The sequence below is a fragment of the Acinetobacter sp. YH12100 genome, assembly GCF_013419135.1.
GTDB lineage: Bacteria > Pseudomonadota > Gammaproteobacteria > Pseudomonadales > Moraxellaceae > Acinetobacter > Acinetobacter pseudolwoffii.
This window is the reverse complement of record NZ_VPAQ01000013.1, coordinates 1-26,442: the sequence shown is the minus strand read 5'-3', so window position 1 is coordinate 26,442 and position 26,442 is coordinate 1. Positions and strand designations below refer to the sequence as shown.

Annotated in this window: 28 protein-coding genes and 1 rRNA gene; 21 read left to right on the top strand and 8 right to left on the bottom strand. The window is 45.6% G+C overall.

Annotated elements, in window-relative coordinates; all coding sequences use genetic code 11:
• Positions 1–71 precede the first annotated feature (71 nt).
• Complete coding sequence (gene murJ / locus FTU40_RS10265) at positions 72–1,622, bottom strand: murein biosynthesis integral membrane protein MurJ (protein WP_171255753.1); 1,551 nt, start codon at positions 1,620–1,622, stop codon at positions 72–74.
• Positions 1,623–1,676: 54 nt separating this feature from the next.
• A complete protein-coding gene (gene ampD, locus FTU40_RS10260; RefSeq protein ID WP_005173355.1) occupies positions 1,677–2,273 on the bottom strand; it encodes a 1,6-anhydro-N-acetylmuramyl-L-alanine amidase AmpD in 597 nt (198 codons plus the stop codon).
• A gap of 180 nt (positions 2,274–2,453) precedes the next feature.
• Here ampD and nadC point away from each other — a divergent pair, with 180 nt between their 5' ends.
• Positions 2,454–3,305, top strand: coding sequence for a carboxylating nicotinate-nucleotide diphosphorylase (nadC, locus tag FTU40_RS10255; protein WP_074383822.1), 852 nt, complete (start codon positions 2,454–2,456; stop codon positions 3,303–3,305).
• Positions 3,306–3,398: 93 nt separating this feature from the next.
• On the opposite strand, the gene FTU40_RS10250 is transcribed toward nadC, so the two are convergent.
• Together FTU40_RS10250 and rph are read right to left on the bottom strand one after the other, a co-directional pair.
• Positions 3,399–3,596, bottom strand: a complete 198-nt coding sequence (locus tag FTU40_RS10250; protein WP_074383821.1) for a hypothetical protein — start codon at positions 3,594–3,596, stop codon at positions 3,399–3,401.
• Between the two features lie 179 nt (positions 3,597–3,775).
• A complete protein-coding gene (gene rph, locus FTU40_RS10245) occupies positions 3,776–4,492 on the bottom strand; it encodes a ribonuclease PH (RefSeq protein WP_005173362.1) in 717 nt (238 codons plus the stop codon).
• A 195-nt stretch (positions 4,493–4,687) separates the two neighbouring features.
• On the opposite strand from rph, the gene FTU40_RS10240 reads away from it, so the two are divergent.
• Positions 4,688–5,383, top strand: a complete 696-nt coding sequence (locus FTU40_RS10240; protein ID WP_180040725.1) for a TetR family transcriptional regulator — start codon at positions 4,688–4,690, stop codon at positions 5,381–5,383.
• 54 nt (positions 5,384–5,437) lie between these two features.
• On the opposite strand, the gene FTU40_RS10235 is transcribed toward FTU40_RS10240, so the two are convergent.
• A complete protein-coding gene (locus FTU40_RS10235) occupies positions 5,438–6,052 on the bottom strand; it encodes a thiol:disulfide interchange protein DsbA/DsbL (RefSeq protein WP_180040723.1) in 615 nt (204 codons plus the stop codon).
• Positions 6,053–6,275: 223 nt separating this feature from the next.
• Between FTU40_RS10235 and ubiG the strand changes: the two genes are divergently transcribed.
• The 14 genes from ubiG to FTU40_RS10165 all read left to right on the top strand — a co-directional run bounded on the left by ubiG (position 6,276) and on the right by FTU40_RS10165 (position 17,786).
• The gene (gene ubiG, locus FTU40_RS10230; RefSeq protein ID WP_180040721.1) at positions 6,276–7,004 is read left to right on the top strand and encodes a bifunctional 2-polyprenyl-6-hydroxyphenol methylase/3-demethylubiquinol 3-O-methyltransferase UbiG; all 729 of its coding nucleotides are present in this window, start codon (positions 6,276–6,278) and stop codon (positions 7,002–7,004) included.
• Complete coding sequence (locus FTU40_RS10225; RefSeq protein ID WP_100534559.1) at positions 7,001–7,690, top strand: HAD family hydrolase; 690 nt, start codon at positions 7,001–7,003, stop codon at positions 7,688–7,690. Before ubiG ends, FTU40_RS10225 begins: the two co-directional genes overlap by 4 nt.
• A 39-nt stretch (positions 7,691–7,729) precedes the next feature.
• Entirely contained in the window at positions 7,730–8,476 is a 747-nt protein-coding gene (locus FTU40_RS10220) for a YciK family oxidoreductase (protein WP_005173370.1), read from the top strand.
• 362 nt (positions 8,477–8,838) lie between these two features.
• Positions 8,839–9,258 (top strand): hypothetical protein, encoded by a 420-nt coding sequence (locus FTU40_RS10215; protein ID WP_074383818.1) that lies wholly within the window; start codon positions 8,839–8,841, stop codon positions 9,256–9,258.
• Positions 9,259–9,439: 181 nt separating this feature from the next.
• Positions 9,440–9,595, top strand: a complete 156-nt coding sequence (locus tag FTU40_RS10210; RefSeq protein WP_005173373.1) for a hypothetical protein — start codon at positions 9,440–9,442, stop codon at positions 9,593–9,595.
• Between the two features lie 313 nt (positions 9,596–9,908).
• Positions 9,909–10,298, top strand: a complete 390-nt coding sequence (locus FTU40_RS10205; protein ID WP_005173376.1) for an RcnB family protein — start codon at positions 9,909–9,911, stop codon at positions 10,296–10,298.
• A 246-nt stretch (positions 10,299–10,544) separates the two neighbouring features.
• The gene (locus FTU40_RS10200) at positions 10,545–10,931 is read left to right on the top strand and encodes an RcnB family protein (protein WP_005173379.1); all 387 of its coding nucleotides are present in this window, start codon (positions 10,545–10,547) and stop codon (positions 10,929–10,931) included.
• A gap of 133 nt (positions 10,932–11,064) precedes the next feature.
• Complete coding sequence (gene argA / locus FTU40_RS10195) at positions 11,065–12,408, top strand: amino-acid N-acetyltransferase (protein ID WP_005173384.1); 1,344 nt, start codon at positions 11,065–11,067, stop codon at positions 12,406–12,408.
• Between the two features lie 331 nt (positions 12,409–12,739).
• The gene (locus FTU40_RS10190; RefSeq protein WP_180040719.1) at positions 12,740–13,696 is read left to right on the top strand and encodes a sulfonate ABC transporter substrate-binding protein; all 957 of its coding nucleotides are present in this window, start codon (positions 12,740–12,742) and stop codon (positions 13,694–13,696) included.
• A 24-nt stretch (positions 13,697–13,720) separates the two neighbouring features.
• Positions 13,721–13,933: a hypothetical protein gene (locus FTU40_RS10185; protein ID WP_100354966.1), complete on the top strand. Its 213-nt coding sequence runs from the start codon at positions 13,721–13,723 to the stop codon at positions 13,931–13,933.
• An 89-nt stretch (positions 13,934–14,022) separates the two neighbouring features.
• On the top strand, positions 14,023–15,198 hold the full coding sequence (ssuD, locus tag FTU40_RS10180; RefSeq protein ID WP_180040717.1) for an FMNH2-dependent alkanesulfonate monooxygenase: 1,176 nt from the start codon (positions 14,023–14,025) through the stop codon (positions 15,196–15,198).
• Complete coding sequence (gene ssuC / locus FTU40_RS10175) at positions 15,198–16,013, top strand: aliphatic sulfonate ABC transporter permease SsuC (RefSeq protein ID WP_005173397.1); 816 nt, start codon at positions 15,198–15,200, stop codon at positions 16,011–16,013. Before ssuD ends, ssuC begins: the two co-directional genes overlap by 1 nt.
• Positions 16,014–16,033: 20 nt before the next feature.
• Positions 16,034–16,840: an ABC transporter ATP-binding protein gene (locus FTU40_RS10170; RefSeq protein ID WP_180040715.1), complete on the top strand. Its 807-nt coding sequence runs from the start codon at positions 16,034–16,036 to the stop codon at positions 16,838–16,840.
• 325 nt (positions 16,841–17,165) lie between these two features.
• On the top strand, positions 17,166–17,786 hold the full coding sequence (locus tag FTU40_RS10165; RefSeq protein ID WP_005173402.1) for a TetR family transcriptional regulator C-terminal domain-containing protein: 621 nt from the start codon (positions 17,166–17,168) through the stop codon (positions 17,784–17,786).
• Positions 17,787–17,852: 66 nt separating this feature from the next.
• On the opposite strand, the gene FTU40_RS10160 is transcribed toward FTU40_RS10165, so the two are convergent.
• The gene (locus FTU40_RS10160; protein WP_180040713.1) at positions 17,853–18,416 is read right to left on the bottom strand and encodes a 5'-nucleosidase; all 564 of its coding nucleotides are present in this window, start codon (positions 18,414–18,416) and stop codon (positions 17,853–17,855) included.
• A 231-nt stretch (positions 18,417–18,647) separates the two neighbouring features.
• Here FTU40_RS10160 and ribF point away from each other — a divergent pair, with 231 nt between their 5' ends.
• From ribF to FTU40_RS10135, 5 genes are all read left to right on the top strand, one after another.
• The gene (gene ribF, locus FTU40_RS10155) at positions 18,648–19,649 is read left to right on the top strand and encodes a bifunctional riboflavin kinase/FAD synthetase (protein ID WP_100354969.1); all 1,002 of its coding nucleotides are present in this window, start codon (positions 18,648–18,650) and stop codon (positions 19,647–19,649) included.
• 64 nt (positions 19,650–19,713) lie between these two features.
• Positions 19,714–22,560: an isoleucine--tRNA ligase gene (ileS, locus tag FTU40_RS10150; protein ID WP_100534571.1), complete on the top strand. Its 2,847-nt coding sequence runs from the start codon at positions 19,714–19,716 to the stop codon at positions 22,558–22,560.
• A complete protein-coding gene (gene lspA, locus FTU40_RS10145) occupies positions 22,553–23,092 on the top strand; it encodes a signal peptidase II (protein ID WP_005173413.1) in 540 nt (179 codons plus the stop codon). The genes ileS and lspA overlap by 8 nt, the downstream gene beginning before the upstream one ends.
• Positions 23,085–23,567 carry a peptidylprolyl isomerase gene (locus tag FTU40_RS10140; RefSeq protein ID WP_100354970.1) on the top strand — a complete coding sequence of 161 codons (483 nt, stop codon included), beginning with the start codon at positions 23,085–23,087 and terminating at the stop codon, positions 23,565–23,567. Before lspA ends, FTU40_RS10140 begins: the two co-directional genes overlap by 8 nt.
• A gap of 135 nt (positions 23,568–23,702) precedes the next feature.
• On the top strand, positions 23,703–24,245 hold the full coding sequence (locus FTU40_RS10135; protein ID WP_100354971.1) for an NADPH-dependent FMN reductase: 543 nt from the start codon (positions 23,703–23,705) through the stop codon (positions 24,243–24,245).
• Between the two features lie 665 nt (positions 24,246–24,910).
• Here FTU40_RS10135 and FTU40_RS10130 read toward each other — a convergent pair.
• Together FTU40_RS10130 and rrf are read right to left on the bottom strand one after the other, a co-directional pair.
• A complete protein-coding gene (locus tag FTU40_RS10130; protein WP_074383804.1) occupies positions 24,911–26,083 on the bottom strand; it encodes a PQQ-dependent sugar dehydrogenase in 1,173 nt (390 codons plus the stop codon).
• A gap of 251 nt (positions 26,084–26,334) precedes the next feature.
• Positions 26,335–26,442: ribosomal RNA gene (rrf, locus tag FTU40_RS10125) — 5S ribosomal RNA — on the bottom strand; the annotation flags it as partial.

Sequence of the window (26,442 nt, the reverse complement as noted above, 5' to 3'; positions counted from 1 at the left end):
AAAAAAACAAGAGCCTTCTGGCTCTTGTTTTTTTATAGCTTTATTAAGCGAATATCAAGTTCAATATTCACTTAAGGTTTTAAATGACGCGGTCTAAAACCTGCCGCCAGCAAGGCCGCCAGATAGGCCACCACACCAATGACACACAAGATGAGTACTTCTGCGACACGCATCCATTGCGACACATCGGCATTGTACCAACTTAAGGCATAAGCCAAAGCTGCGATCATCACCACATTGGCAAACATGAATTGCAGGAAGATTTTTTTCCAGTGCGGGCCAAAGCGGAAAATATGACGCTTATGCAGATAGTAATAAAGCAGGCCGGCATTCACCATGGCTGAACCGGTCGATGCCAGTGCCAGTGCCATATGTTCTGCTTCCCAGTCAATCAACTTGAAGATACCGATAAAAATCACGTTCAGGATTGCATTGGCAGCCACAGCCATCAGACCGACACGCACCGGTGTTTTGGTATCCTGCTGTGCATAGAAACCCGGGGCAAAGACTTTAATCAACATAAAGGCAATCACACCACCGCTCATACATTGCAGCGCCAGAGCCGTCATTTGGGTATCTTCAAAGCTGAACTGACCACGTTCAAACAGGGCCTGAATGATCGGGGTCGACAGCATAAACAAGGCAATACTGGCCGGTAAACCTGCCATTACAATCACTTTAGCGGCCCAGTCCATCATGCCGCGGAATTTTTCCGGATTCTGCTCGGTATGTCGTGCCGATAAAGATGGCAAAATGACAGTACCAATCGCTACACCAATCAGGCCAAGCGGCAACTCGGTCATGCGCTCGGCACTATACAGCCAGGACACCGAACCATCCTGCATAAATGAAGCCCAGATGGTATTCAGCAGCAGGTTAATTTGCGTGACGGATACACCAAATAAAGCCGGCAGCATCAACTTCATGATGCGATCCACGCCTTCATGCTTGAAGTCAATTTTAGGTGGGATCAGCAGGTTTTTACGCCACAGTTCAGGAATCTGAATCGCCAGCTGTAAAATACCGGCAATGATGACTGCCCAGCCCAGTGCCATAATCGGCTCTGCCATATGCGGAGTCAGCCAGAGCGCACCAGCAATCATGGCGACATTGAGCAAGACCGGTGCAAAGGCCGGTGTACTAAAAGAGCCATAACTGTTCAGAATACTGCTGGCAAAAGCCGTCAGTGACATGAACAGTAAATAAGGAATGGTCAGGCGGAACATGTCAGTCGCCAAGGCGAATTTCTCAGGATCGCTATGGAAACCGGGCGCATAGATATACATGATCAACGGTGCAGCAATCACTGCGAACATGGTCAGCAGACTCATTACCGTTGCCAGACAGCCAAAGACCCGGCTAATCAGAATCTGCACTTCGGCATGGGTACGACTGGTTTTGTATTCGGTCAAAACCGGAATAAAGGCCTGTGAGAATGCCCCTTCGGCAAATAATCGCCTGAAAAAGTTTGGAATACGAAATGCGACCACGAAGGTATCGAAGTCCTTACCCGCACCAAAGACATTCAGTAAAACAATATCTCGAACCAATCCCAGTACACGTGACAACATGGTCATCGCACTGACAATGACGGTCGAACGCCAAAGCGCCATCCTATTCACCTAATGTATAAATTTGTGGCTATTGTAATGAAACCTCTGTCAGAAGTTCATTGCTTAATTGCATCCCTCAAGCGAGGTTGAGGTATTTTTATAATGCTGTAACTGGCAACGAAAATCAGCCCAGTTAAAATACGGTCCCGGATCGGTCTTACGGCCCGGGGCAATATCCGAATGTCCGGCAATATGCTGCTGAATTTTAGGATAATAATCTTGCAAACAGGCAGTGACTTTGATCAAGGCTGCATACTGTACCGGTTCAAAAGGCAAGTCGTCACTGCCTTCCAGCTCGATGCCAATCGAATAATCATTACATTCTTTTTTACCCAAATAGGTCGAACGTCCAGCATGCCAGGCACGGTCATTAAAATTGACGAATTGCAGTACCTCACCAGAACGTAAAATCAGCAGATGGGTCGAAACCTGCATCCCTTCAATGCTTTGAAAATAGGGATGGACTGACCAATCCAGTTGATTCTGAAAAAACTGTTCAATATAACCGCCGCCAAACTGTGAGGGTGGCAGACTGATGTTATGCACCACAATGAGCTGAATCTCGGTATTGTCCGGACGCTGGTTAAAATTGGGAGAGGGAATGTGACGTGCGCCCATCAGTTGTCCATTCTTAACCTGAAACTCGGCTGCCTGTTGCATAAAACCATTCTCTCCAAAAATAAAATCTGCACGATCAGGGTTGCAGCCGGCTTCATGCTAAAACTTTCAGGCACAAATCTCAATTCATCCCGGCAGACTGTAGGAAAAATCGCTCATTTTTTATGTAACAGTGCTAAGATAATGCGCAATTTTCACGGCTTAAAAGATACGGAAATACTCATGCGCATATCTCAAGCGTTGCTAGACCAGTCGATTCAGATCAATATCCAACAGGCACTTTCAGAAGATATTGGTGACGGTGATATTACTGCCCTGCTGACCCCTGAAGATGAACAGGCCACTGCCACGATCATCAGCCGTGAAGATATGGTACTGGCCGGGCAACCTTGGGTGAATGCCTTGATTCAGGCTTATGATCCAAGTGTTGAAGTGATCTGGCTAAAAAATGAGGGTGATCGGGTTCAAGCCAATGAAACTTTCCTGAAACTGGCCGGTTCTGCACGCAGTTTATTGACTGTGGAACGTCCTGCGCTGAATTTTGTCCAGACACTGTCTGCCGTTGCGACGAAAACAGCGCATTATGTCAAACAATTGGATGGCTTAAATACCAAGCTGCTGGATACCCGTAAAACCCTTCCTGGCCTGCGTATTGCACAAAAATATGCCGTTGCCATTGGTGGTGGGCAGAATCATCGTCTGGGTTTATTCGATGCCTTTTTGATTAAAGAAAATCATATTATGGCCGCTGGCGGAATTGTTCAGGCGATTGCCAAGGCACACCAGATTGCGCCGGGCAAACCGGTCGAAGTGGAAGTCGAAACCTGGGATGAACTGAATCAGGCCTTAGAGGCCAATGCGGATATCGTGATGCTGGATAATTTCAGCCAGCAGCAAATGATTGAGGCAGTACAGCATGTGGCCGGCCGCTGCAAACTGGAAGCATCTGGCAATATCACGATCGAAAATTTACGTGAAGTTGCCAGTAGCGGTGTCGATTATATTTCGATGGGTGTCTTGACCAAAGATGTCAAAGCTGTGGATTTATCGATGCGATTTAATGCTGAAGCCTAAATTCGATAGATGACCATTGAGGGTGCGAAGCACCCTTTTTTGATTTTTAGAATTTTTTTTGCATATATTTTGCTCAATTTTCTATTTTAGACCTTAATCATCATCGTCGTCCCGATTACCTCGACGATCGCGGTCATCATCGTCACCATCACGGTCGTTATATCTTCCGTTATCCTCCTCACGATCCTGATTTAACACTGAACGCTCGTCATCCTTCCGCTGATTGCCCCAGTCACAGGCGCTTAGTCCAAACATGCCCAGCAAAGACATTGCACAAATCCACTGTTTCATCTCGCATTCCTCATGGTGATATCGTTTGAATATCGGGGTAAAATAGCTCTGGATCTAGCCGATTCATGTCGGAATTTTGTCAGGAAGTTTTGTGCTGCATTTTCAATGGAGCTGTATTCTGAAATTTCCGGCATAAAAAAACGCATCCTGAGATGCGTTTTATATTTGGCAGGAATGAATTACCAGCCCAAAGCTTGTTGCTGTTTTTTTACCAGCTCCTGAATGCCTTTCTCGGCCATTTCCAGCATGGCATCCGATTGGGCACGGGTAAATGGTTTGTCTTCCGCAGTGCCCTGAATTTCAATAAATTCACCGGCCTGTGTCATCACCACGTTCAAATCGGTTTGACAGTTCGAATCTTCTTCATAGCAAAGATCCAGTAATACTTCATCTTTGAAAATACCAACAGAAACCGCAGCCACCAGACCTTTTAATGGATCATGTTTGATTTTCTTTCTTTCCAGCAAAACATTCATGGCATCGACCAGCGCCACCGCAGCACCGGTAATCGCTGCAGTACGGGTACCGCCATCAGCCTGAATCACATCACAGTCAATGGTAATGGTATTTTCACCCAGCTTTTTCAGGTCAACCATTGAGCGCAAGCTACGACCGATCAGACGCTGGATTTCCTGGGTACGGCCACTCTGTTTGCCACGTGCCGCTTCGCGGTCGCTACGGGTATGGGTTGAACGTGGCAACATGCCATATTCAGCCGTCACCCAGCCCTGGCCCTGACCTTTCAGGAAACGTGGAACAGAACTCTCTACACTGGCAGTGCACAGTACTTTGGTATGACCAAACTCAACCAATACCGAGCCTTCCGCATAACGTGTATAGTTACGGGTAATTTTCACTTCACGTAATTGATCTAATGCTCGTTGGTCGATACGCATGATAAGTCCTGTATAGGCTAAAAATAATTGCGGCTCAGTATAACAGAAGCCTTTGCCAAGATTGGTCAGCCGGATGATTGATTTACAAAATCGATGCATCAGAGTGCGGTTAAATATCGAAATTCTGCCGACCTGTGGCGCTACGATTTGCCTTAATTTTTGCTAGACTAAATCTCCCCTTGAGGAAACCCATTTATGTCCTTACGTGAAGATCGCAAGCAGCAAAGCCATCAGGCGCTACTGGATGCCACACTGGCCTTGAGCAGTCAGGGTCGCGCTTTTAGCACCATCAGTCTGCGTGAAGTCGCGCATGCCGTTGGACTGGTGCCCACGGCATTTTATCGGCATTTTCAGGATATGGAGCAGTTGGGACTAGAGCTGCTGGATCAGGTCGCGATTCATCTCAAGGGAGTGCTGAATCAACTGGGACAGGCCTATCTGTATCAGCCCAACACCCGGACTAAAACCGGAATTGAGCTATTTTTTCAGGCAGTCGAATATCACCCTGAATCCTGGATTTTTTTTGTTGCAGAACGCTGGGGGGGCTCGGCAATGTTACGTGCAGGAATAGAACGGGAAATTCGTTTTTTGACTGAAGATGTCATGCATGAACTGGAAAAAATGCAAGCCGCCCAACATATCCAGTCTTCGCAAGATTTGCAGGCACTGGCACAGATGCTGATTGATCTGTCGCTGAACTGGGCCATGGGCTGGATTCATCTGCAACATCAGGCTGATCCAGAGCTACGCCGCACCCTATCCAATGTCTTTAAAACCCAAAGCGTGCTACAGATGCAGCTTTTATTGCGAGGGATTTTGCACTGGCATCGAATTCCGACAAAAACAGCAGATCCGTCAATCAGTACAGAAACAAGTACTCCCCCCATCTGAATAAAAAAAACCTGCATTATTGATGCAGGTTTTTTACGGATACTCGGTTATTTCTTATTTGGCTTTACGCTCTTTTTCAATCAGGTAATTTACCACCTGAATTACTTTGGCATCATTGCCCTGCACAATATATTTACCATTGACAGTCACCGCCGGTACGCCGCTTAACTGATATTGAGCAGCCAGATTTTTGGCCTGCGCAATTTTTGACGAAATCGGGAATGATTTATAAGTCGTGTTAAATTTTGCTTCAGAAATACCATAACGGGTATAGAACTTGGCGAGTTGTGCCTGTTCTAAAATTGGACGCTGCTTGTCATGAATATCATGGAATAACTGCAAATGGGCTTTTTGGCGCACACCCAAAGCTTCAGACACATAATAAGCACGTGCCGCCTGTTCCCAGAGTGGATTCATTGCAGCAGGCGTACGCACAAAACGCACATCTTTTGGTAATTTTTTCAACCAGCTTTGCATATGTGGCTCAAGCGTGAAACAGTGGCCACAGCCATACCAGAAGAATTCACGTACTTCAATTTTGCCCGGTTTTTCGACTTTGACTGGTTTTGCGACCACCTGATAGTCCTGACCTGCCACAAAATTGGCCATCGCACTGCCAGAAAAGGCCAAAACAGATGCGGCAACAGCGCCTAAAAGGAATTTTTTCATTGGGATTATCGTCCTCTAAATCATTATGTTTAGTGTATGGGTTCACTATAAATCAATTATGCCGATTTCGTTTTCATTCTGTGAACTTTTTTGCTGCTTTTATCGCTTTTTCTGCCAGAAACGCTACACTAAAGCATCGGACTGATTTTCAAGGTTAAATCAGTTTCTCTGGCCATTTGGCCTCTATATTTTTAGCTAATCACAACTGATTGAGGTGACCACGATGTCGCAATTGAATGTTGATCCACAAGAAATTGCCAAGTTTGAAGCATTTGCAGCTATATGGTGGGATCAGCATTCCGAGTTCCGCCCCTTGCACATGATTAATCCACTACGTTTAAACTGGATTGATGAACATGCGGGTGGCCTGAGCGGCAAGAAAATCCTCGATGTTGGTTGTGGCGGTGGCATTCTGGCCGAAAGCATGGCGCGTCGCGGTGCCGATGTACTGGGGATTGATATGGGTGCTGCGCCACTGAATGTGGCGCGGATTCATGCCGAACAGGAAGGCGTGACCAATATCGAATATCGTCAGATCCCGGTTGAACAACTGGCCGATGAACAGGCTGGCCAATACGACATCGTGACCTGTATGGAAATGCTGGAGCACGTACCCGATCCGGCCTCGATCATTCAGGCCTGTCACAAGCTGGTCAAGCCAGGCGGCCATGTGTTCTTCTCGACCATTAACCGCAATCCAAAATCGTATTTATTTGCCATTATTGGTGCAGAATATGTGCTGCGGATGCTGGCCAAAGGCACGCATGATTACAGCAAATTTATCAAGCCCTCCGAGCTGGCGCACGATATTCGCAATGCCGGCTTGAAACTCAAAGACATGACCGGTCTGCACTACAATCCGCTGACCAAACGCTACTGGCTGGCACCGAATGTCGATGTCAACTATATGGTCTATACCGTGAAAGATAGCGCAGCAGAGACCACAGCATGAAGGCCGTTCTGTTTGACCTCGATGGTACCCTGATTGATACCGCAGCCGATTTTATCCGGATTATCCAGCAGATGTGCCGTGAAGAAGGCCGGATGCCGGTCGAACCCGAGCTGATCCGGACGCAGGTCTCCGAAGGCGCGCGCGCCATGGTGAAACTGGTCTATCCGGAACTGGAACTGGAAGATCCGGTATTTCTGCAACATCGTCAGCGCTTTCTGGACATGTACGGCGCAGACATTGCAGTCGATACCGATCTGTTTAAGGGCATGTATCCGTTACTGGAACAGCTGGAAGCACAGGATGTTCCCTGGGGCATCGTCACCAATAAACCACGCTGGCTCAGTGAATCTTTATTAAAAGCATTAAACCTGACCGAGCGCTGTGCCGTGCTGGTCTGTCCGGAAGATGTGACCCGTACCAAGCCCGACCCTGAACCGATGTATCTGGCTGCCAAGCAACTGGGGCTTGCGGCAGAAGACTGTATCTACATTGGCGATCATCCGCGCGATATTGATGCAGGACGCCATGCCAAAATGCCTACCATTCTGGCAGCTTACGGTTATTTACCACTGCAATACAAAGATGACTTAACAGCCTGGCAAGCCGACTATATAGTGAACACGGTGGCAGAATTACAACAGCTGATTCAGACCTTACTACGCAAACAGCAGACTGCAGTATCTTGAACGCTTAAAACTGAACAATAACAAATAAGGAGGTAGATAATGAAATATTCAGCCTATCAACCTCGCCCCGATCTGCTCAAGGATCGTATTATCCTGATCACAGGTGCGGGCGATGGCATTGGACGTGCGGCAGCAATCAGTTATGCCTTGCATGGTGCAACCGTGGTGCTGCATGGACGTACCCTGAATAAACTGGAAGTCATCTATGATGAAATTGAAAGTTTAGGTGCACCGCAACCTGCCATCTTGCCGCTACAGCTCTCCAGTGCTTCGGAACAGGATTATGAGCTTCTGCTCGACACCCTGGACCGTCAGTTTGGCCGTCTGGATGGGATCTTGCACAATGCCGGCATCCTTGGTGAGCGTACAGAACTGGCGCATTATTCGCCTGAGGTCTGGGATGATGTCATGGCAGTCAATCTGCGGGCGCCTTTTGTCATGACCCAGGCGCTATTACCGCTCTTATCCAAATCTGAACATGCTTCGGTGGTATTTGCCAGCTCGGGTGTAGGCCGCGAAGCCCGGGAACGCTGGGGTGCATATTCGGTATCTAAAATCGCGATTGAAGCCGTAAACCAGTTATTTGCCAAGGAACAGGTACATCCGAATATCCGCTATAACTGCATCAATCCCGGGGCAACACGGACTGCCATGCGTGCCAGGGCCTATCCCAATGAAGATCCTAAGACCCTGCCAACACCAGATTCGATTATGCCGGCCTATCTGTATCTGATGGGCGATGACAGCCTGCATATGAATGGTCAGAGTATCGATGCACAAGATTAAAATCATCTTGGTTTAATATCAGCAAGCGCCTGCTGTTGCTGTCCCACAATTGTATTGAGTGGATTTTGGATACGCGAGTGTGACAGGAATGTCACACCTTAGCCATCCTGACAAGGATGGTGGGTATGGCGAACAAAAGATTTTTGCCTACTTTGGGTCTGTCAAAAGTAGGATTTCGCCGACACAAGCCATTTAAATATTTGAAGAAAAGATGATGAGACAGCAATGCAGTAATCGCTGCCTTTTCATTTCCGTTTGAGCTTCGCACAGTGAATAAATCTTCCGCAGCCTGATACAGCCAGCCTTGAGTTCCCCTCAAATTACAGCATACTAAGCTCCAACAAATTTCACTCGAGTGCACCATGACTGAATTAAACAACATGACCGTAAGCAACCTGGAAGATGGCATGGTTTCACTGTTGATCGATCAACAGCCGATTTCAGAAAAATATGACACCAAGTTTGAAGCCAGTATTGTGGATGACATCAAGGCACTCGAAAATGGTCAGAAACTGAAATTATTCGATCAGTTTGTTTTTTCACATAGTGATCTGAATTTTGAACATGCGTATTATTATGTGACCGGAATTGAAAAATTAGACGATCGCTATCGTCTGGCCAAGCATTTTGTTTATCGCATTAAAATTGAAGGTCAACCCGAAATTGAGCATGTGATCAGCAATCAGGGGAAAGCCATGACTGCCGAAGATGTCCGTAGCTTTATTCAGGCACATGTACAAAAATCACTTAACGATTATACCGATCTGAATTACGCGTATTAAAAGCCACGCAATTTATATCTACGAGGGCACTTCCTAAAAAGTGCCTTTTTTAGCCTGTGTTTTATCAGCCTGACAATCAATCGATTTTTTATATCAAATTTATAAAATTATTCGGTTTTTCAAATAGATTGTTCTGAGCTATGCTTTTCTGATCCCGTATAGCTTAAATCAGGAACACAGCATGGCTGACCAAAAACGTAAAATTGACACCATTCGCCGCATCGAACATTTGCAGTTATCCGAGGCTCTCATTGTGGCACTCGATGATGCAGTTCAAGCTGAATCGGTGGCTGCAGCGATTCAGTCCTTGCAAGGTTTGACCGAGCAATGGAATTAATATCCAGAAAGTTTTTAGAATTTTCTGTGTTTTAAGCCGATCATATATCGTTTCGGTGTGACTTCAATGCTGTTTTTTTGAGCTAAATCATCGATTTTAGCTTGCATGTTTGCCCTCACTTTGATGAGATAAGAACCAGGCTCAGCCTGTCGGGTCATCGGACAAATGCTCAGCCTAAGCTCATGTAAAATCATGACATAATCATAATATCTCTGCATTTGTTATAAAACTGGTGCCTGTTCTTCACAGTTTCTCTGTAATCTTTCCGTATATTAGACACAGTAGAACATGAACAATTTAATGAGGGTTCAACATGAAAAAGGTTTTGGTGGCATTAGCGATCTCCTGCAGTACATTCATGCTGAGTCATGTTGCAATAGCCTCCCCTCATTTCAATGCTGAATCACAAATGGATAGCCGTCATGGGCATGGCAAGAAAGGCCGTGAATTCCGTGAAAATGATCAAGGGCAACATGATAAACGCCGTATGCGTGAAGAACGCGGGGTCAAACGCCTGCAACAGCTCAGATGGCAGCCTGGCTATGTCATGCCGCAGCATTATCGTGGCAATGGCTATAAAGTCGAATATAAAGAGCATAACCTGCCTCGACCAGATCGCAAACAGCAGTGGTATAAAATTAACAATGACTACATTCTGGTCAATTCTGAAAATAACAGCATTATCCGGATTGTGGGGGATTAATTCACCATCCTGTTCAAGCTCCGATCCTCGTATCGACTCAACCATGTTTGGGTCTTTTTTTATTTTCAGCAATTGAAAATTTTTGAACTAAAACTCCTGCTGATTTTCACACTTTTGGTTCAAGTGATTTATCTTCTAAATTTCTTCATGAATTTAACAATTTAACTAAATAGCCCTCACGCTTTCTATGTACTTATTCGCTAATTTAATCTCATCGAAATCAGATCTACATTTTAGGTGAGAGCCATGAAAAAAGTCCTAACTACAATTGCGTTATCCCTAAGTGCTTTGTTGGCTACTTCTGCAATGGCAGCACCACAGCATGATCCGCGTTATAACCATAATCCGCATAAACCGGCACCGCACTGGAATGCTAAAGACAGTAAAAAATGGAATGACGACCGTCGCTGGAATGATGACCGCCGCCATAATAACCGTATGGTTAATCCAAGCCGTGACTGGCGTGTAGGACAAAGCTTACCGCGTCAATACGATAACAAGCGTTTTGAAGTCAGTGATCGCGAAGCTCGCCGTTTACCGAATACCGGCCGTTTCCAGCAATGGTACAAAGTCAACAATGACTACGTTCTGGTCAATGAACGTAGCAATAGAATTGTACGAATCATCAATTAATTTTTCTCCATTACTGCTCGTCTTGCAGACACCTGAAGTCCCCTTCAGGTGTTTTTTTATTTCTGCACTTCCACTTGCGTTTTTTTTCATTAGAATCAAAGCTGGATCTTCAATCATTGAAATAGGCACAGGCATGACTTCAGCAGAAACCTCACACAGCACAACATTGCAATATGTGCACTGGTTTCGCCATTCTGCGCCTTATATCAATGCGCACCGCAATAAAACCTTTGTGATCATGTTTGATGGTGAAGCGGTCTTAAATGACAATTTTCAACATATCATTCACGATATCGCCTTATTGCACTCTTTGGGCATTCGGCTGATTCTGGTACATGGTGCACGTCCACAAATTAACCAGAATCTGGCCCAGAGCCAGATCAGTACGCCCTTTCATCAGCAGCGCCGGGTAACCACACGTGAATCCTTAAGCTGTGTGATGAATGCGGTCGGTTCGATTCGTCTGCAAATTGAAGCCCTGCTGTCTATGGGACTGGCCAACTCACCGATGTATGGTGCCCGTATTGATACGGTTTCAGGAAATTTTGTGACGGCCAAACCTTATGGCATTCGTGATGGCATAGATTTTCAGCTCACTGGTGAAGTCCGCGCGGTCGATACCGATGCGATTCAGCGACATCTGGACAGCCATAATATTGTGGTGCTTGGCCCGACTGGTTATTCCACCACCGGCGAAGTTTTTAATCTATTGGCTGAAGAAGTTGCGACCAAAACTGCGATTCGACTGAAGGCAGATAAGCTGATTTTTCTGGGCAAGCAGCATGGTTTAATGGACAGTAACGGCCAGCTCAAACGCGAAGTCACCCCGCAACAGCTGGATGACTATATTCCGGCAGAACAAGATGGGCTTGAAAGAGGCTTGCAACTTAAGGCAGCACAAGAGGCCTCCATGAACGGCGTACATCGGGTGCACCTGATTTCCTATGCCTATGATGGTGCGCTACTTGAAGAGCTGTTTACCCGTGATGGTTCTGGCACCTTGGTCACTGACGCGCATTATGAAGAAGTGCGAATGGCAGATATTCAGGATGTCGGTGGCCTGATCGGCTTGCTGCGTCCATTAGAAGAAGAAGGGATTCTGGTCTATCGTTCCCGTGAACGTCTGGAAAATGAAATTAACCAGTTTGCCGTGATTGAACGGGATGGCATGATTCTGGCCTGTGCAGCCCTTTACCCGATTCCGACCACTGGCGATGAATTACGTTCTGCAGAAATTGCCTGTGTCGCAGTGCATCCAAGTTATCGCCAGTCCAATCGCGGTAGCCAGATCTTGCATTATCTTGAAGAAAAAGCCAAAAGCATGCAGATTCAGCAGCTGTTTATTTTAACCACGCGTACCGCGCACTGGTTTCTGGAACAGGGCTTTGAACCAACTTCAGTCGATGACCTGCCGGATGCGCGTCAGGCATTTTATAATTATCAACGCAATTCAATCGTTTGTAAAAAGTCACTTTAAAGTGACTTTTTCTTTGAGTGCCTTAGCTTAATTTCAGATAAAGATATCTGACAATTCCAATTTAAATTTTAAAATGCCATTGCTGCTTTTTAGCTAAATATATCAGCAGATTGAATTTATAAAAATAAATATATATTTCATAAGTTTGATTAATTTTATTGGCAAATCTTCATTGTCATATAAATCACTTTTTCGCATAAGTTTTGCGTTTTTTTATTTATCTTTTTTCTTCATTAGAAATTCCTGAATAGTTATTTTTTTAGAAAAACAAAAACGATTAGCGTGTGTCTAGGTTTTATTCGCTAGTTTTCACTTTCGGGAGTTTTGCTTCATGCGCCAATCTAATGTTCAGTTTTTAGCAAAAACTGCAGTACTCGGTACTGCAGTGGCTGGCGTCATGATGCTTTCTGGCTGTTCAAAACAGGAAGATACCACCACCTTGAATATTGGTTTCCAAAAATACGGCGTACTGCCAATTTTAAAAGAACGCGGCACGCTAGAAGCCTCATTAAAAAAACAAGGCGTAAATGTGAAATGGGTGGAGTTTCCCGCTGGCCCACAGTTACTTGAAGGCCTGAATGTCGGCAGCGTGTCTTTTGGTGAAGCAGGTGAAGCACCCCCAATTTTTGCCCAGGCAGCGAACTCAAATCTGGTCTATGTCGCAAACCAGCCACCAGCGCCTAAAGCCGAAGCCCTAATTGTACCGAAAGACTCCCCGATTCAATCGATTCAGGATCTGAAAGGCAAACGTGTGGTCTTGAACAAAGGTTCCAACGTGCATTATTTACTGTTGAAAGTTCTTGAAGCCAACAATCTGAAACTCAGCGATATTGAAGTGATTTACCTGCCACCCTCTGATGCACGTGCAGCTTTTGAACGTGGTGCAGTGGACGCTTGGGTGATTTGGGATCCATTCTTTGCCGCTGCTGAACATCAAATTGGCGCGCGTGTGATTGCCACGGGTGAGAACATCGTGAGCAATCACCAATTTTATCTGGCAGATCGCAAGTTTGCAGAAAGCCATCCTCAGGTGGTACAGGCAGTCGTCAATGAACTGAATCTGACCACGGACTGGGTTGCAAAAAACCAGGATGCAGCAGCCAAACTTCTGCAACAACCGACCGGTCTGGCCGTTGATGTCTTAAAAACCTCGATTTCCCGTATGGGCTTTGGCGTTAAACCCCTCACTCCTGACGTGATTCAAAAACAGCAACAGGTGGCAGATGCGTTTTATGCGCAGCAGCTGATTCCACAAAAGCTGAATATTGATGCAGCGATTATTAAATAACAACAGAATAATTCGGGAATACAGATGCGTCATTTAAAAACGGTTTCCTACCTCAGTTTAGCCTTATGCAGCTTGGCTCTGACTGCTTGCCGGAAACACAAGCCACAGCGAAGCACTGCTGCAGAACATACAGCACGGCAACAGGTTCAAAGCATTGCGATGAGTTTTCAGAAATCAGCCTTGAATCTGCTGGTAGCAAGCAATGACAAGCTGACCTGTTCCAGCGGGTTCAATTAATTCCTAATCACATTAGCGTCCAGGAACAGATTTGGTCGCCTACTACTCCACATTAATTTCTGAGCAATTTAATTTTAAGGATATCGAGCATGAAAATTTTCTGGTTTATCCCAACACATGGTGACAGTCGCTACTTGGGCACCAGCAAAGGTGCACGCCAAGTCGATCATGCCTATATGAAGCAGATTGCAGTTGCGGTCGATAATTTAGGTTATGAAGGTGTCCTGATTCCCACAGGCCGTTCATGTGAAGATCCTTGGTTAACAGCAGCAAGTTTGATTGATGCAACGAAAAAATTAAAATTTCTGGTGGCACTTCGTCCCGGGGTGACCACACCTGCGCTGGCGGCACGTATGGCTGCAACCTTTGACCGTTTATCCAATGGCCGGGTGCTGCTAAATCTAGTTACTGGTGGTGATGAGCAGGAACTAAAAGGTGACGGCGTCTATGAAGATCACAAAACCCGCTATAAAACGGCCACTGAATACACCACCATCTGGCGTGAAATTTTAAAACGTTCCCATACTGGTGAAAGCTTCACTTTCCACGGCGAACGCTTAAGTGTCGATGATGCCAAACTCCTCTATCCACCTGTACAACAGCCACATCCGCCGCTCTGGTTCGGTGGCTCTTCGGATGATGCGGTTGAGCTGGCCACCGATCAGGTGGACACTTACCTGACCTGGGGTGAACCACCAGCAGCAGTCAAAGAAAAAATTGAAAATGTCCGTGCCAAGGCAGCCGCTAAGGGTCGTGAACTGAGCTACGGTATCCGTCTGCACGTGATTGTGCGTGAAACCAATGAACAGGCTTGGGCGGCAGCGGAAGAACTGATTCAATATGTCGATGATGCCACCATCGCTGCGGCCCAAGCCAAGTTCAAATCTATGGATTCGGTCGGTCAGCGTCGTATGGCTGAATTGCACAACGGCGACCGTAGCAAGCTGGAAGTATCGCCAAACCTCTGGGCCGGTGTAGGACTGGTGCGTGGTGGCGCAGGGACTGCATTGGTCGGTGACCCAGCAACTGTCGCAGCACGTATTCAGGAATATGCGGATTTAGGAATTGATACTTTCATTTTCTCTGGCTACCCGCATCTGGAAGAATCCATCCGTTTTGCCGAACTGGTGTTCCCATTCCTTCCACTGGAAACCCAGAAAAAATTGGCTCAACCAAACTTGACGGGTCCATTCGGTGAAATCGTAGCGAATAACTACACACCGGATGAGAACAAGCAGGCTGAGAAAATTCAGGAGTCTGTTTAATGTCGAAAGTCGTTTCCGTTGAAACCCTCTCAAAAAAGCAGGTTTCACGTGGAACAATTCTGGGGCGGCATTTGCTGCCCTGGCTGGTTCCAGTTGTATTGATTGCCATTTGGCAAATTGCTTCCAGCACAGGTCTACTGGAAAGCCGGATTTTGCCTGCACCCACTGCAGTAATTTTGGCCTTCTGGAATTTATTGCTCAGCGGCGAACTCCAGACTCATGTACAAGTCAGCGCAGGACGTGCCATCAGCGGCTTATTGGTCGGTGGTGGTTTAGGTCTGTTATTGGGTCTGTTAAATGGTTCATCCAAAATCGCCTCTACCCTGCTCGATACCACTTTGCAGATGATCCGCAACATTCCGGCGCTCGCGCTGATTCCATTGGTGATTCTCTGGTTCGGGATTGATGAATCCGCCAAACTGTTTTTAGTCGCTATCGGGGTATTTTTCCCGATTTATATCAATACCTATCACGGAATTCGCTCAGTCGATCCACAATTGATCGAGATGGGTAAAAGCTATGGCCTCACGCGTTGGCAGCTGTATAAAGAGATTATTCTCCCGGGAGCAATGCCTTCCATTTTAGTCGGGCTACGTTTTTCTCTAGGGCTGGTCTGGGTGCTTTTGATTGTTGCTGAAACGATTTCTGCCCAGTCCGGTATTGGCTATATGACCATGAATGCACGCGAATTCCTGCAAACGGATATCGTCCTGGTCGGTATTTTACTCTATGCCCTGCTCGGTAAATTGGCCGACGTGCTGGCAGTCGCCTTAGAACGATTCCTGCTGCGCTGGCATGCCGGCTATCAAAAATAAATTGAAATAAGGAGCATGTAATGACTGATCTGAGTTTAGGGCGTCATGTCAATGACCCGATTGCACCACCCGAGCAACCTGCGACAGATATCAATCCGAATGCAGCCCTTGGTGCCGAAATCATTATTGAACAATTGCACAAATTTTATGGTTCAGTCAAAGTTCTAGAAGATCTGGATCTGCATATTCAACCGGGCGAATTTCTGGCGATTGTCGGTCGTAGTGGTTGTGGTAAAAGTACCCTATTGCGTCTGATTGCTGATCTGGAAAAACAGAGTTATGGCGAAATCAAGTTTAAATCCGCACGGCATATCCGTGAAGGAATTACTGCAGATGATATTCGGGTGATGTTTCAGGACCCGCGCCTGCTGCCATGGCGTAGCATCGAACAAAATGTACAATTAGGCCTCGGCAAAGAGCAACATGCCAAAGCTTCACACATGCTGGAAAAAGTGGGCTTAAAAGAGAAAGCTGGGCTGTGGCCATCACAGTTGTCTGGTGGTCAACGTCAACGGACGGCCCTGGCACGTGCATTATCGCATCAGCCCCTTATTCTGCTGCTGGATGAACCACTCGGTGCCCTGGATGCCCTGACACGTCTGGAGATGCAAAACCTGATCGAACGCTTATGGACCGAGCAAGGCTTTACCGCGATTCTGGTGACTCATGATGTCAGTGAGGCAGTGCAACTGGCAGACCGGATTATCCTGCTGGATAAGGGTCATATTGCCAAAGAGTTTCGGGTTGACTTGCCACGTCCACGGCAAAAAAGTCTGAAATTTGCAGAACTGGAACAGCAAGTCTTACAGGCAGTTTTGGCCACCTAAATATCCGATGAAGCCCAGAATAGGGGAGTTTTGGGTTTCATCTTCAAGCCAAGTCCTGAGCTGAATTTAAAACTGCAGGCTAATCTGGGTCATAAAAGCATTCATTTTTTGACTCTATTTCAAAATAAAAATATTTCAATAATTTAAGTATTTTCATAAACTTGCATTTTTTGCTCTGGCTTGATGCATTTAAGCCATTTTAAATATTGATCTAGAGAATAAATCATCATTATTCAAAAAATTAGCCATGGACTGTGTGCACAAATCTGATGATTTGCCGTACAATTGAGGATTCCCATTTTTTCATTGTTTTTTATATTTGCTAATGGAACAAAAAAAGAGTACTCAAAAACGCAACCAGCTGCTGAATGCTGCACTAGATGTATTTTCCCTGTACGGTTTTAATGGGGCAAGTCTAGATGAAATTGCACAGATTGCAGAAATGCATAAGTCGAATATTTTCTATTATTATGAAAATAAAGAAGCCCTCTATGTAGAGGTATTGACCACCGTTCTACAAAAATGGCTGGCGCCTTTACAAACCCTTGAGGCCGAACTTGAGCCTGAAGAAGCGATTACCAACTATTTAATGCAAAAAATTGAAGTATCACGTACCCAGCCTAAAGCATCTCGTTTGTTTGCTTTAGAGGTGATCCAAGGTGCACCGCATATACTGGAAATTTTAAAAGGCCCGCTAAAGAAACTGGTGAAGCGTAAAGCCAAAGTCATTTCTAACTGGCAGGAACAGGGCAAGATTTCAGCAGATATCGATCCTGAATTGCTGATTCTGAATATTTGGGCCCTTACCCAGAACTATGCAGACTTTTCGACCCAGATGGAAATGGTGACAGGGAAAACCTTGCGTAACCGCAGTATGCAGCAACGCATTATCCAGCATACGGTCAATATGATGTTATACGGCGTGATTCCACGTACGGATAAATAAGCAAGCGCTTCTGATTGGCATACGACCATAGCTGCTATGGTCGCCGAGCAAACTTACCCTTCTCTCTTATTTTACCATTCGATATAAATCTAATAACTTTTTCGCACCCTGTAACAGGTTTTCTTCCCAGTCCAGATGTGCAGTCTCATTGGCCCCATCCGTAATATACTTGACTGAAATCAGGCGAACACCGAGCTTCTTACACACTTTTGCCAGGGCATAACCTTCCATATCGACCAGATGACATGGCACTTTCGCACTACCGGTTTCAAAACTGTCGCCTGTCCCGCAAATTCCTTTGGGTAAATGTTCAAAGAACGCCTCCAGTTCAATCGCGGCAGGATAATCCTGATCCATGGGTGTTACACCGACTTCAAAACCAAGTGGTGAAACATCCATATCACGCTGTACAAACTGACTGACTTCAATCAGTTCATGGGCATTAAAATGCGAGCTGCCAGCTGTACCCAAATTCAGCAAGGTTGTGCAGCCCGTTTTTTGAATCACCTCGAAGGCTTTAAAGGCTGCATTCACTTTACCAATTCCGCTGTAATGTACATTTATGCCTTGAGCTTCAAACAAGCCTTTTGATTCATTGGGTAGCGCCATGATGAGTGCCAGATTGGACATTTGAAATACCTGATACAAAGAAAAGCGCTGACATTAGAAAGCAAAATTCGCTGAATGAAAAGCAGGAATGCGCTGATCGGATCCATTTGAAGCGTCGAAAAACAATCTGATTTGATATTCAGGAAAATGAATTTTCAAGAAAAATATTGCATAAAAACACAACAACAAGACGAAACGGCGAGATTATGGCAATATATAGCCTCTCGATATTTCCAAGCACTTGATTTGCCCATGCAGCTGCTCCGTCTAAATGCTTTAGCATCTCATTCTGAACTACCCAAAACGGCCTTGACGATCGGCAATTTTGACGGCGTGCATTTAGGTCATCAGGCGATGATCCGTCAGCTGCAACAGGTGGCTGAAGCACAGGGTTTAAAATCTGTTGTAATGATTTTTGAGCCGCAACCTCTTGAATATTTTAAGGGTTATGAAGCCCCACCGCGGATTTCATCCTTACGTGAAAAAGTCGAATACCTGACTGAACTCGGTGTGGACTATATTGCGGTGGCGAAATTCGATCATACTTTTCGCAGCCTGACCGCAGAAGCCTTTGCCGACATTTTAAAAGAAAAACTCAATGCACAGCATCTGGTTTTAGGTGATGACTTTCACTTCGGTAAAAACCGTCAGGGCAATAGCGAATTCCTGCGCAATTATGGTTTCCAAGTCACCAATTTAAGCACCATTGCTTTAGAGGGTGAACGGGTCAGTTCAACCCGGATTCGTCAGACTTTACAAGCAGGCGATTTAGCCCTTGCTGCCAAATTACTCGGCCGGCCTTATAGTATTACCGGACGGGTGCAATACGGCGATCAGATTGGCCGAACCATTGATTTCCCAACCATTAATGTACGACTGAACAGGCATAAGCCCTGTCTGAATGGCATTTATGGGGTTGAAGTCATCTGTGAAACTGAATCCCTCAGGGATAAAGTAAAACATGATCATGCTACTAAAACAGGCATTGCGGGTTATGACCCCACTGCCCTGTTTGGTGCGGGTCATGTGGGAACACGCCCAGCCATCAAACAAGCCCATCCAGAATGGCGATTAGAAGTACATTTTCCGGATGTTTCTGCTAATCTGTATGGCCTGTTAATGCGGGTGACGTTCTTAAACTATTTACATGGCGAAAAGGACTATCCTTCGCTTGAAGCGCTAAAAGCCGGAATTGATGATGATGTCGAGAAACTGCTGGAGTTTCGTCGAAATCATCCTACATTTCCCTTTTAATATCCCATATTTTTATTGTAAAACGTGTCAGTAACATAACTGATTAGATTGGAAGACGACTTGCATGAGCGATAAGCAAACTCCTGAAAATGCAGTGGACTATAAAGCCACGCTAAACCTCCCAGGTACTGAATTTGCAATGAAAGCAAATTTGGCAGTACGTGAAGCGAAATGGTTAGAAGAGTGGTATGCCGACAACATTTATCAGCAGATTCGTGCGTCGCGTATTGGCAAGAAAAAATATGTACTTCATGACGGCCCTCCCTATGCAAATGGTCAAATCCATTTGGGTCATGCGGTCAATAAAGTATTAAAAGACATCATCATCAAAAGCCGCGTGATGGATGGTTTTGATGCACCCTATGTACCGGGCTGGGACTGTCACGGTCTGCCAATCGAACTCAAAGTTGAAGAAAAAGTCGGTAAAGTCGGCGTCAAGGTAGATGCCTCTACCTTCCGTAAAGCCTGCCGTGAATATGCCTACACCCAAGTTGAACTGCAAAAGAAAGACTTCGTGCGTATGGGTGTATTCGGTGATTGGAACAACCCTTACCTGACCATGAACTTCAAACAGGAAGCGGACATCGTACGTTCATTGGGTGCGATTGCCAAAGCCGGTCATATCGAGCCGGGTCTGAAACCGGTGAACTGGTGTCTGGACTGTGGTTCATCTTTGGCTGAAGCTGAAGTTGAATATGAAGATAAAAAATCAGATGCCATTGATGTCGGTTTTACGGTGGTTGATTTAGCGGATTTATCTGCACGTTTGGGTGTAACTGTTAGTGATTCAACAGACATCGTCATCTGGACCACCACGCCTTGGACACTACCTGCCAACCAGGCCGTTGCTGTACATGCCGAAATTGAGTATCAACTGGTTAAAGCACGTGGTGACGAAAAAGCAGCACAAAACTTTATCCTGGCCAAAGATCTGGTGGAATCGGCAACTGAGCGTTATGGTTTTACTTCATTCGAAGTAATTGCAGGCTTTAGCGGTAGCAAACTTGAACACCTTGTTCTGCAACATCCTTTAATTAGCGATCGTCAGGTACCGGTCATTTTGGGCGAACACGTGATTGCCACCAGTGGTACCGGTGCAGTACATACGGCTCCGGGTCATGGTGTGGACGACTATAAAGTGGGCTTATTGTACAACTTGAAGGTTGACAATCCAGTCGGCGGAAATGGGGTGTATTTACCGACTTCGCCACTGTTTGCGGGTGAGCACATTTATAAAGCCAATCCACAAATTATTGCGGCGCTGGGTGAAGCCAATAAGCTGTGGGCACATAAGCCAATCAAGCATAGCTACCCACATTGCTGGCGTCATAAAACCCCAATTATCTTCCGTGCCACACCACAATGGTTTATCAGCATGGATGCCAAAGGCCTGCGTCAGGGCGCGTTGAATGCGATTGAAAATGATATCCAATTCGTTCCAGATTGGGGTAAAAACCGAATTCAGGCCATGATCGAAGGTCGTCCGGACTGGTGTATTTCACGTCAACGTACTTGGGGCGTGCCAATTCCGTTCTTCGTACATAAAGACACCAATGAATTGCACCCACGTACACCTGAATTGATCGAAATCGTAGCAAAACTGATTGAACAAGAAGGCATTGATGGTTGGTACAACCGTGATGCATCTGAATTCATCGGTGCGGACGCGGAGCAATACAATGCTGTACGCGATACGCTAGACGTTTGGTTCGACTCTGGTACCACCCATTATGCGGTACTGCGTGAACGTGAAGACTTAACTGATCCTGCTGATTTGTATCTTGAAGGTTCAGACCAGCACCGTGGCTGGTTCCAGTCATCGTTATTGACCTCGATTGCCATCAATGAACGCGCACCGTATAAAGGCTTGCTGACTCACGGTTTCGTGGTCGATGAAAAAGGCCGCAAGATGTCGAAATCAATCGGTAATGTAATCACACCGCAAGACATCATTAAAGATATGGGGGCAGACGGCTTGCGTTTCTGGATCGCCTCTGCGGATTACCGTTATGAAATGACCGCGGGTAAAGAAATCTTTAGCCGTGCATCCGATGGTTATCGTCGTATCCGTAACACCTTGCGTTTCTTGTTAGCGAACTTGAATGGCTTCAAACCTTCAACAGATGCATTACCAGTCGATCAGTTGATTGCACTGGATCAATACATCCTGCAACGTGCAGCGGAAGTTCAGAAAACCGTTCAGCAAGCTTATGAAGATATGAACTTCCATATCGTGACCAGCGCATTAACTAACTTCTGTATCAACGACCTCGGTGGTTTCTACCTCGACATCATCAAAGACCGTCAATACACCACCAAAGCGGACTCAAAAGCGCGTCATTCTGCACAAACTGCGTTGTATCATTTGGTACAGGCCTTTGTGCGCTGGATGGCACCGATCCTGAGCTTTACTGCACAAGAAGCATGGCCACTGATTCCTGAGCAATCAGAGAAATATGTATTCACCACTGAATGGTATGACATTCCGGTCGCGTCTACAGCCAACGTGATTTCAGAAGCAGAATGGCAAACCCTGATTGCGGTGAAGTCGGCCGTGAACAAGTTTATTGAAACTGCACGTGGTGCCAAAACAGTCGGCTCGAACCTGTCGGCGAAAGTTGAACTGTGGGCAACTGCAGAACTGAAAACCGTACTTGACCGTCTCGATGATGAATTACGCTTCGTTCTGATTACCTCGCAAGTGATCGTGAACGAGTTTGAGGCTACACAAGGTGAAGCCTCAGATCTTGAAGGGCTTAACGTGAAAGTCTCTGCGGCAGATGGCGAGAAATGTGTACGCTGCTGGCATGTGCTTCCGGATGTAAATACACATAGCTCACATCCAGGACTCTGTGGCCGTTGTATTATTAACCTTCCTACAGGCCAAGGCGAAGAGAGAAAATATGCCTAATACCCAGACTAAAAAGGGCTTATTCCAGTTCTATCCACATAATTTATGGTGGATTGGGCTGGCCATTGTGGCGATCATTCTGGATCAATGGACCAAATGGATTGCAGTGACGAATCTGAACTATGCAGATCCTATCCCTGTGCTGCCCTTTTTAAATTGGACACTATTGCATAACTATGGCGCTGCCTTTAGTTTTCTGTCCGATGCGGGTGGTTGGCAACGTTATTTCTTTACTTCACTGGCAGGGATTGTGTCTGTGATCTTTGTTTTTTGGCTGATGCGTATGCCAAAAAACATGAAGGTTTTACCGCTAGCAATTGCCCTGATTTTGGGTGGTGCAATCGGTAATTTAATCGACCGGGTCAGTCTCGGCTATGTGGTCGATTTTATTCATGTGTATTACCAGAACAGCCACTTCCCTGCTTTCAATATCGCAGACAGTGCCATCACGCTTGGCACTATTCTGATGCTAATTGATACCTTTTTCTTAGAAAAATATCGAATTCAACGGGCGCAAGCACAACATGACTGATTTTATTCATCCTAATGAAGAAACCCGGGTTGCAGACGGCTCTAAGGTCGAGCTGCATTTTTCTGTCGCGATCGAAAATGGCGTAGAAATTGACAATACCCGTAGCCGTGAAGCCCCGGTCAGCCTCACGATTGGCGATGGTAATTTATTGCCAGGCTTTGAAAAAGCACTGTTTGGTTTACGTGCCGGTGACCGTCGTACCGTAAGTCTGCCTCCGGAAGATGCTTTTGGTCCGTGGAATCCGGAAAACATCCAGAAGTTCGATACGGTGAAGTTTGGAGAACGTCCGATCGAGGGTCACATGATCGAGTTTGAAGACAAAGCCAAGGCGACTTTGTATGGTGTGGTACGTTCAGTCAATGATGACATCACCGAAGTGGACTTTAACCATCCACTGGCAGGCAAGAACATCACCTTTGAAGTGGAAATCTTTAAAGTAACCCCTGCCGGTCAGCAAGGCCTAAAGTTGATGTAAAACATCTGCTAATCGCATGATTTTTAAAAGCTCCTTCGGGAGCTTTTTTATGCTCAGGATACAAATCATCTCTAGTCACCTCTCTGAAATCTGATTAATTTAATTGGATGATAAGAAACCCAGAAAGGAATAGGTATGAAAATTTATATTGTGGTCGGCAGTGTACGTGAGGGGCGTACCGCGCTTAAAGTGGCGCACTGGGTACTACAGGAAATTAAAAGCTATGGTTTTAGTACGCTTGAAATTGAAATTGTCGATTTAAAAGAATGGGCTCTTCCACTCTTTAGCGGTGCTCATCCGCCACTGACCGGGATCTATGATCAGCCCAAACAGCAAGACTGGGCAGACAAAATTGCGCGCGGCGATGCCTTTATTTTTATCACACCTGAATATAATCATGGCTACAGCCCTGCGCTAAAAAATGCGCTGGATTACCTTGCCAAGGAATGGCAAGGCAAACCGGCAGCCTATATTGGTTATGGTGTCACCAACGGTTCACGTTCAATAGACCAGATTCGTCAGGTCGGGACTCAACTTGGACTGATCGATACCAATGCCGTGATTGAAATCCGTGACATCTTCGCAAGAAATAAGGATTATTCGTTCCAGGGCAATGAATTTGATACTAAAAATCTAAAAGTAGTAGTAGATAAATTAATTCAGTATGTCAGTGCTTGAGACTTTAGCCGACAGCATCGTAGGTTTTCGCCTACAGCGACCGCTGCATATAGCGGCTATGTACTACGCTTAGTTAGGACTATAGTCACTACATAGACAGACAGGACGTCTGCAAAGCGATACGACAACAATAACAAGCGCAAATCAACAGGACGTTGACAGATTAGACAGGAGTCAGATCTGAGAAGCAAATCCAGAAAAGCCTCAACAGGATGTTGAGGCTTTTTTGTTTTAAAGCTTAGATCCTGCTCAAACTAAAATATTCAGGTTGGGTTTAATGATTGATTTAATAAAAACGATGGACTGCTGCTTTGGTTAAATAGTCATTCTTTCACTGCTATTTTTGAAATTCACCTGTCAGCTTTGACCTACAATCGATGCAGTCAAATGCCCTATTGGGCTGCACTACTTCGGGCTATATTCGAGTCATACCAAGACAGGCAGTCTTGTCAGAAAAATAAAAAGATTTACCAAGCAGGATGCTGATCGGTATAACAGACATTATACCTTTGCCAGAATATGAAAAGGCCTTCACAGGATGTCGAGGCCTTTTTCTTTCATATCAGGATCATCTTAAAAAAAAATTTATTCAGATCGTCAGCAGATCATGAGCATTCTGCCTCGCTCGATATTTCATGTCCAAATGCAGCCTTTCAAACAAAGGATTAAGGTGCGGTCATTTTTAATAACTTGGCTTGCGTGCCATCCTGAATTATCCAAAGCGTACCATCACTGGCCTGAATCGCGCCACGAATCCGCTCCTTCATATCCACACGCTGGACTTCTTTGACCGGATTCTGTGTCGTATCCACAATCACAAGCGCCTTGGAAGACAAACCAGTCGTGATCGCTTTATTTTTCCATTGTGGAAATACATTTCCTGTATAAAACAACAGATCTGAAGGAGAAATGACCGGCGTCCAATCCAGTGCTGGCGCTTCAAATTCCGGGCGAGTAGCATGGTCGGGAATGGGCTTGCCATCATAATGATCACCATTTGACACCACTGGATAGCCATAATTTTTAGCTTTGATGATCTTATTCAGCTCATCCCCACCTTTGGGACCCATTTCAATCACCCAGAACTGCCCCTGTGGATCAAAAGCCATGCCTAAAGGATTGCGGTGTCCAAGACTCCAGATCTGCTGGGCAATTTTACCCTGATTCATAAAAGGATTATCAGCAGGAATTGAACCGTCATCATTTAAACGAATAATTTTACCGGCATTGGACTGCATATCCTGTGCTGGAGTAAATTGCTGCCGTTCCCCTGAACCGATCCAGAGCTTGCCATCCGGTCCAAATACAATCCGGTGTGCATAATGTCCCTGCCCTGAAAATTTAGGGACTTGAGTCCAGATCCGTTCAATTTGAGTCAATTGAGGGGCAGTCTGGTTTAAATCCAGTTTGCCACGGATCACCACTGCGCCATAGCCACCCTGACCTTGTTCAGCATAGCTGAGATAGACCCACTGATTGTTTGCAAAATCCGGATGTAAAGCGACTTCACCCAAGCCTCCTTGGCCACCATAGGCAACTTGAGGAATACCTTTAACTTCGACTTTCTGCTTGGTACGTGGATCAAAAAGTTGTAATTTTCCTTTACGTTCGGTAATCAGTAAACGGCCATCTTTGAGTGATGCAATTGCCCACGGCTCATTAAATTGTGCCACCTGTGCGATCTTATATTTTTGTACATTTGAGGCTGTAGCTTCAGATTTAGAAGATGAGGTGGAAGCCTCTTGAATACTGCCAGAAGATGAGTTATCGGCATGACAGGCAGTCAATGCCAAAGCACAACAACTGAGTAAAATTTTTATTTTAAATTGCGCTACCATCATCCTCTCCACGCTTTTTTATTCTCTAAATTAATATCACAATACACAAGTCTTCACAGAAATTCAGCATAGAAAAGTAAACAGATATATTTGCAGCAACAGCAGAGACTCGTTTTATAGTATTTGAATGGCTTTGATTTTACTTTTGGATCTAGCATCTAAATACCTGCCCCAATTTCATCTACTTATAATATTATCCCGCGCACAAAAAAACACCCCCAACTGTTAAGTTGGGGGTGTTTCGAATAATGAGCTGGCGATGACTTACTCTCACATGGGTAACCCCACACTACCATCAGCGCAAAGAGGTTTCACTTCTGAGTTCGGGAAGGGATCAGGTGGTTCACTCTTGCTATTGT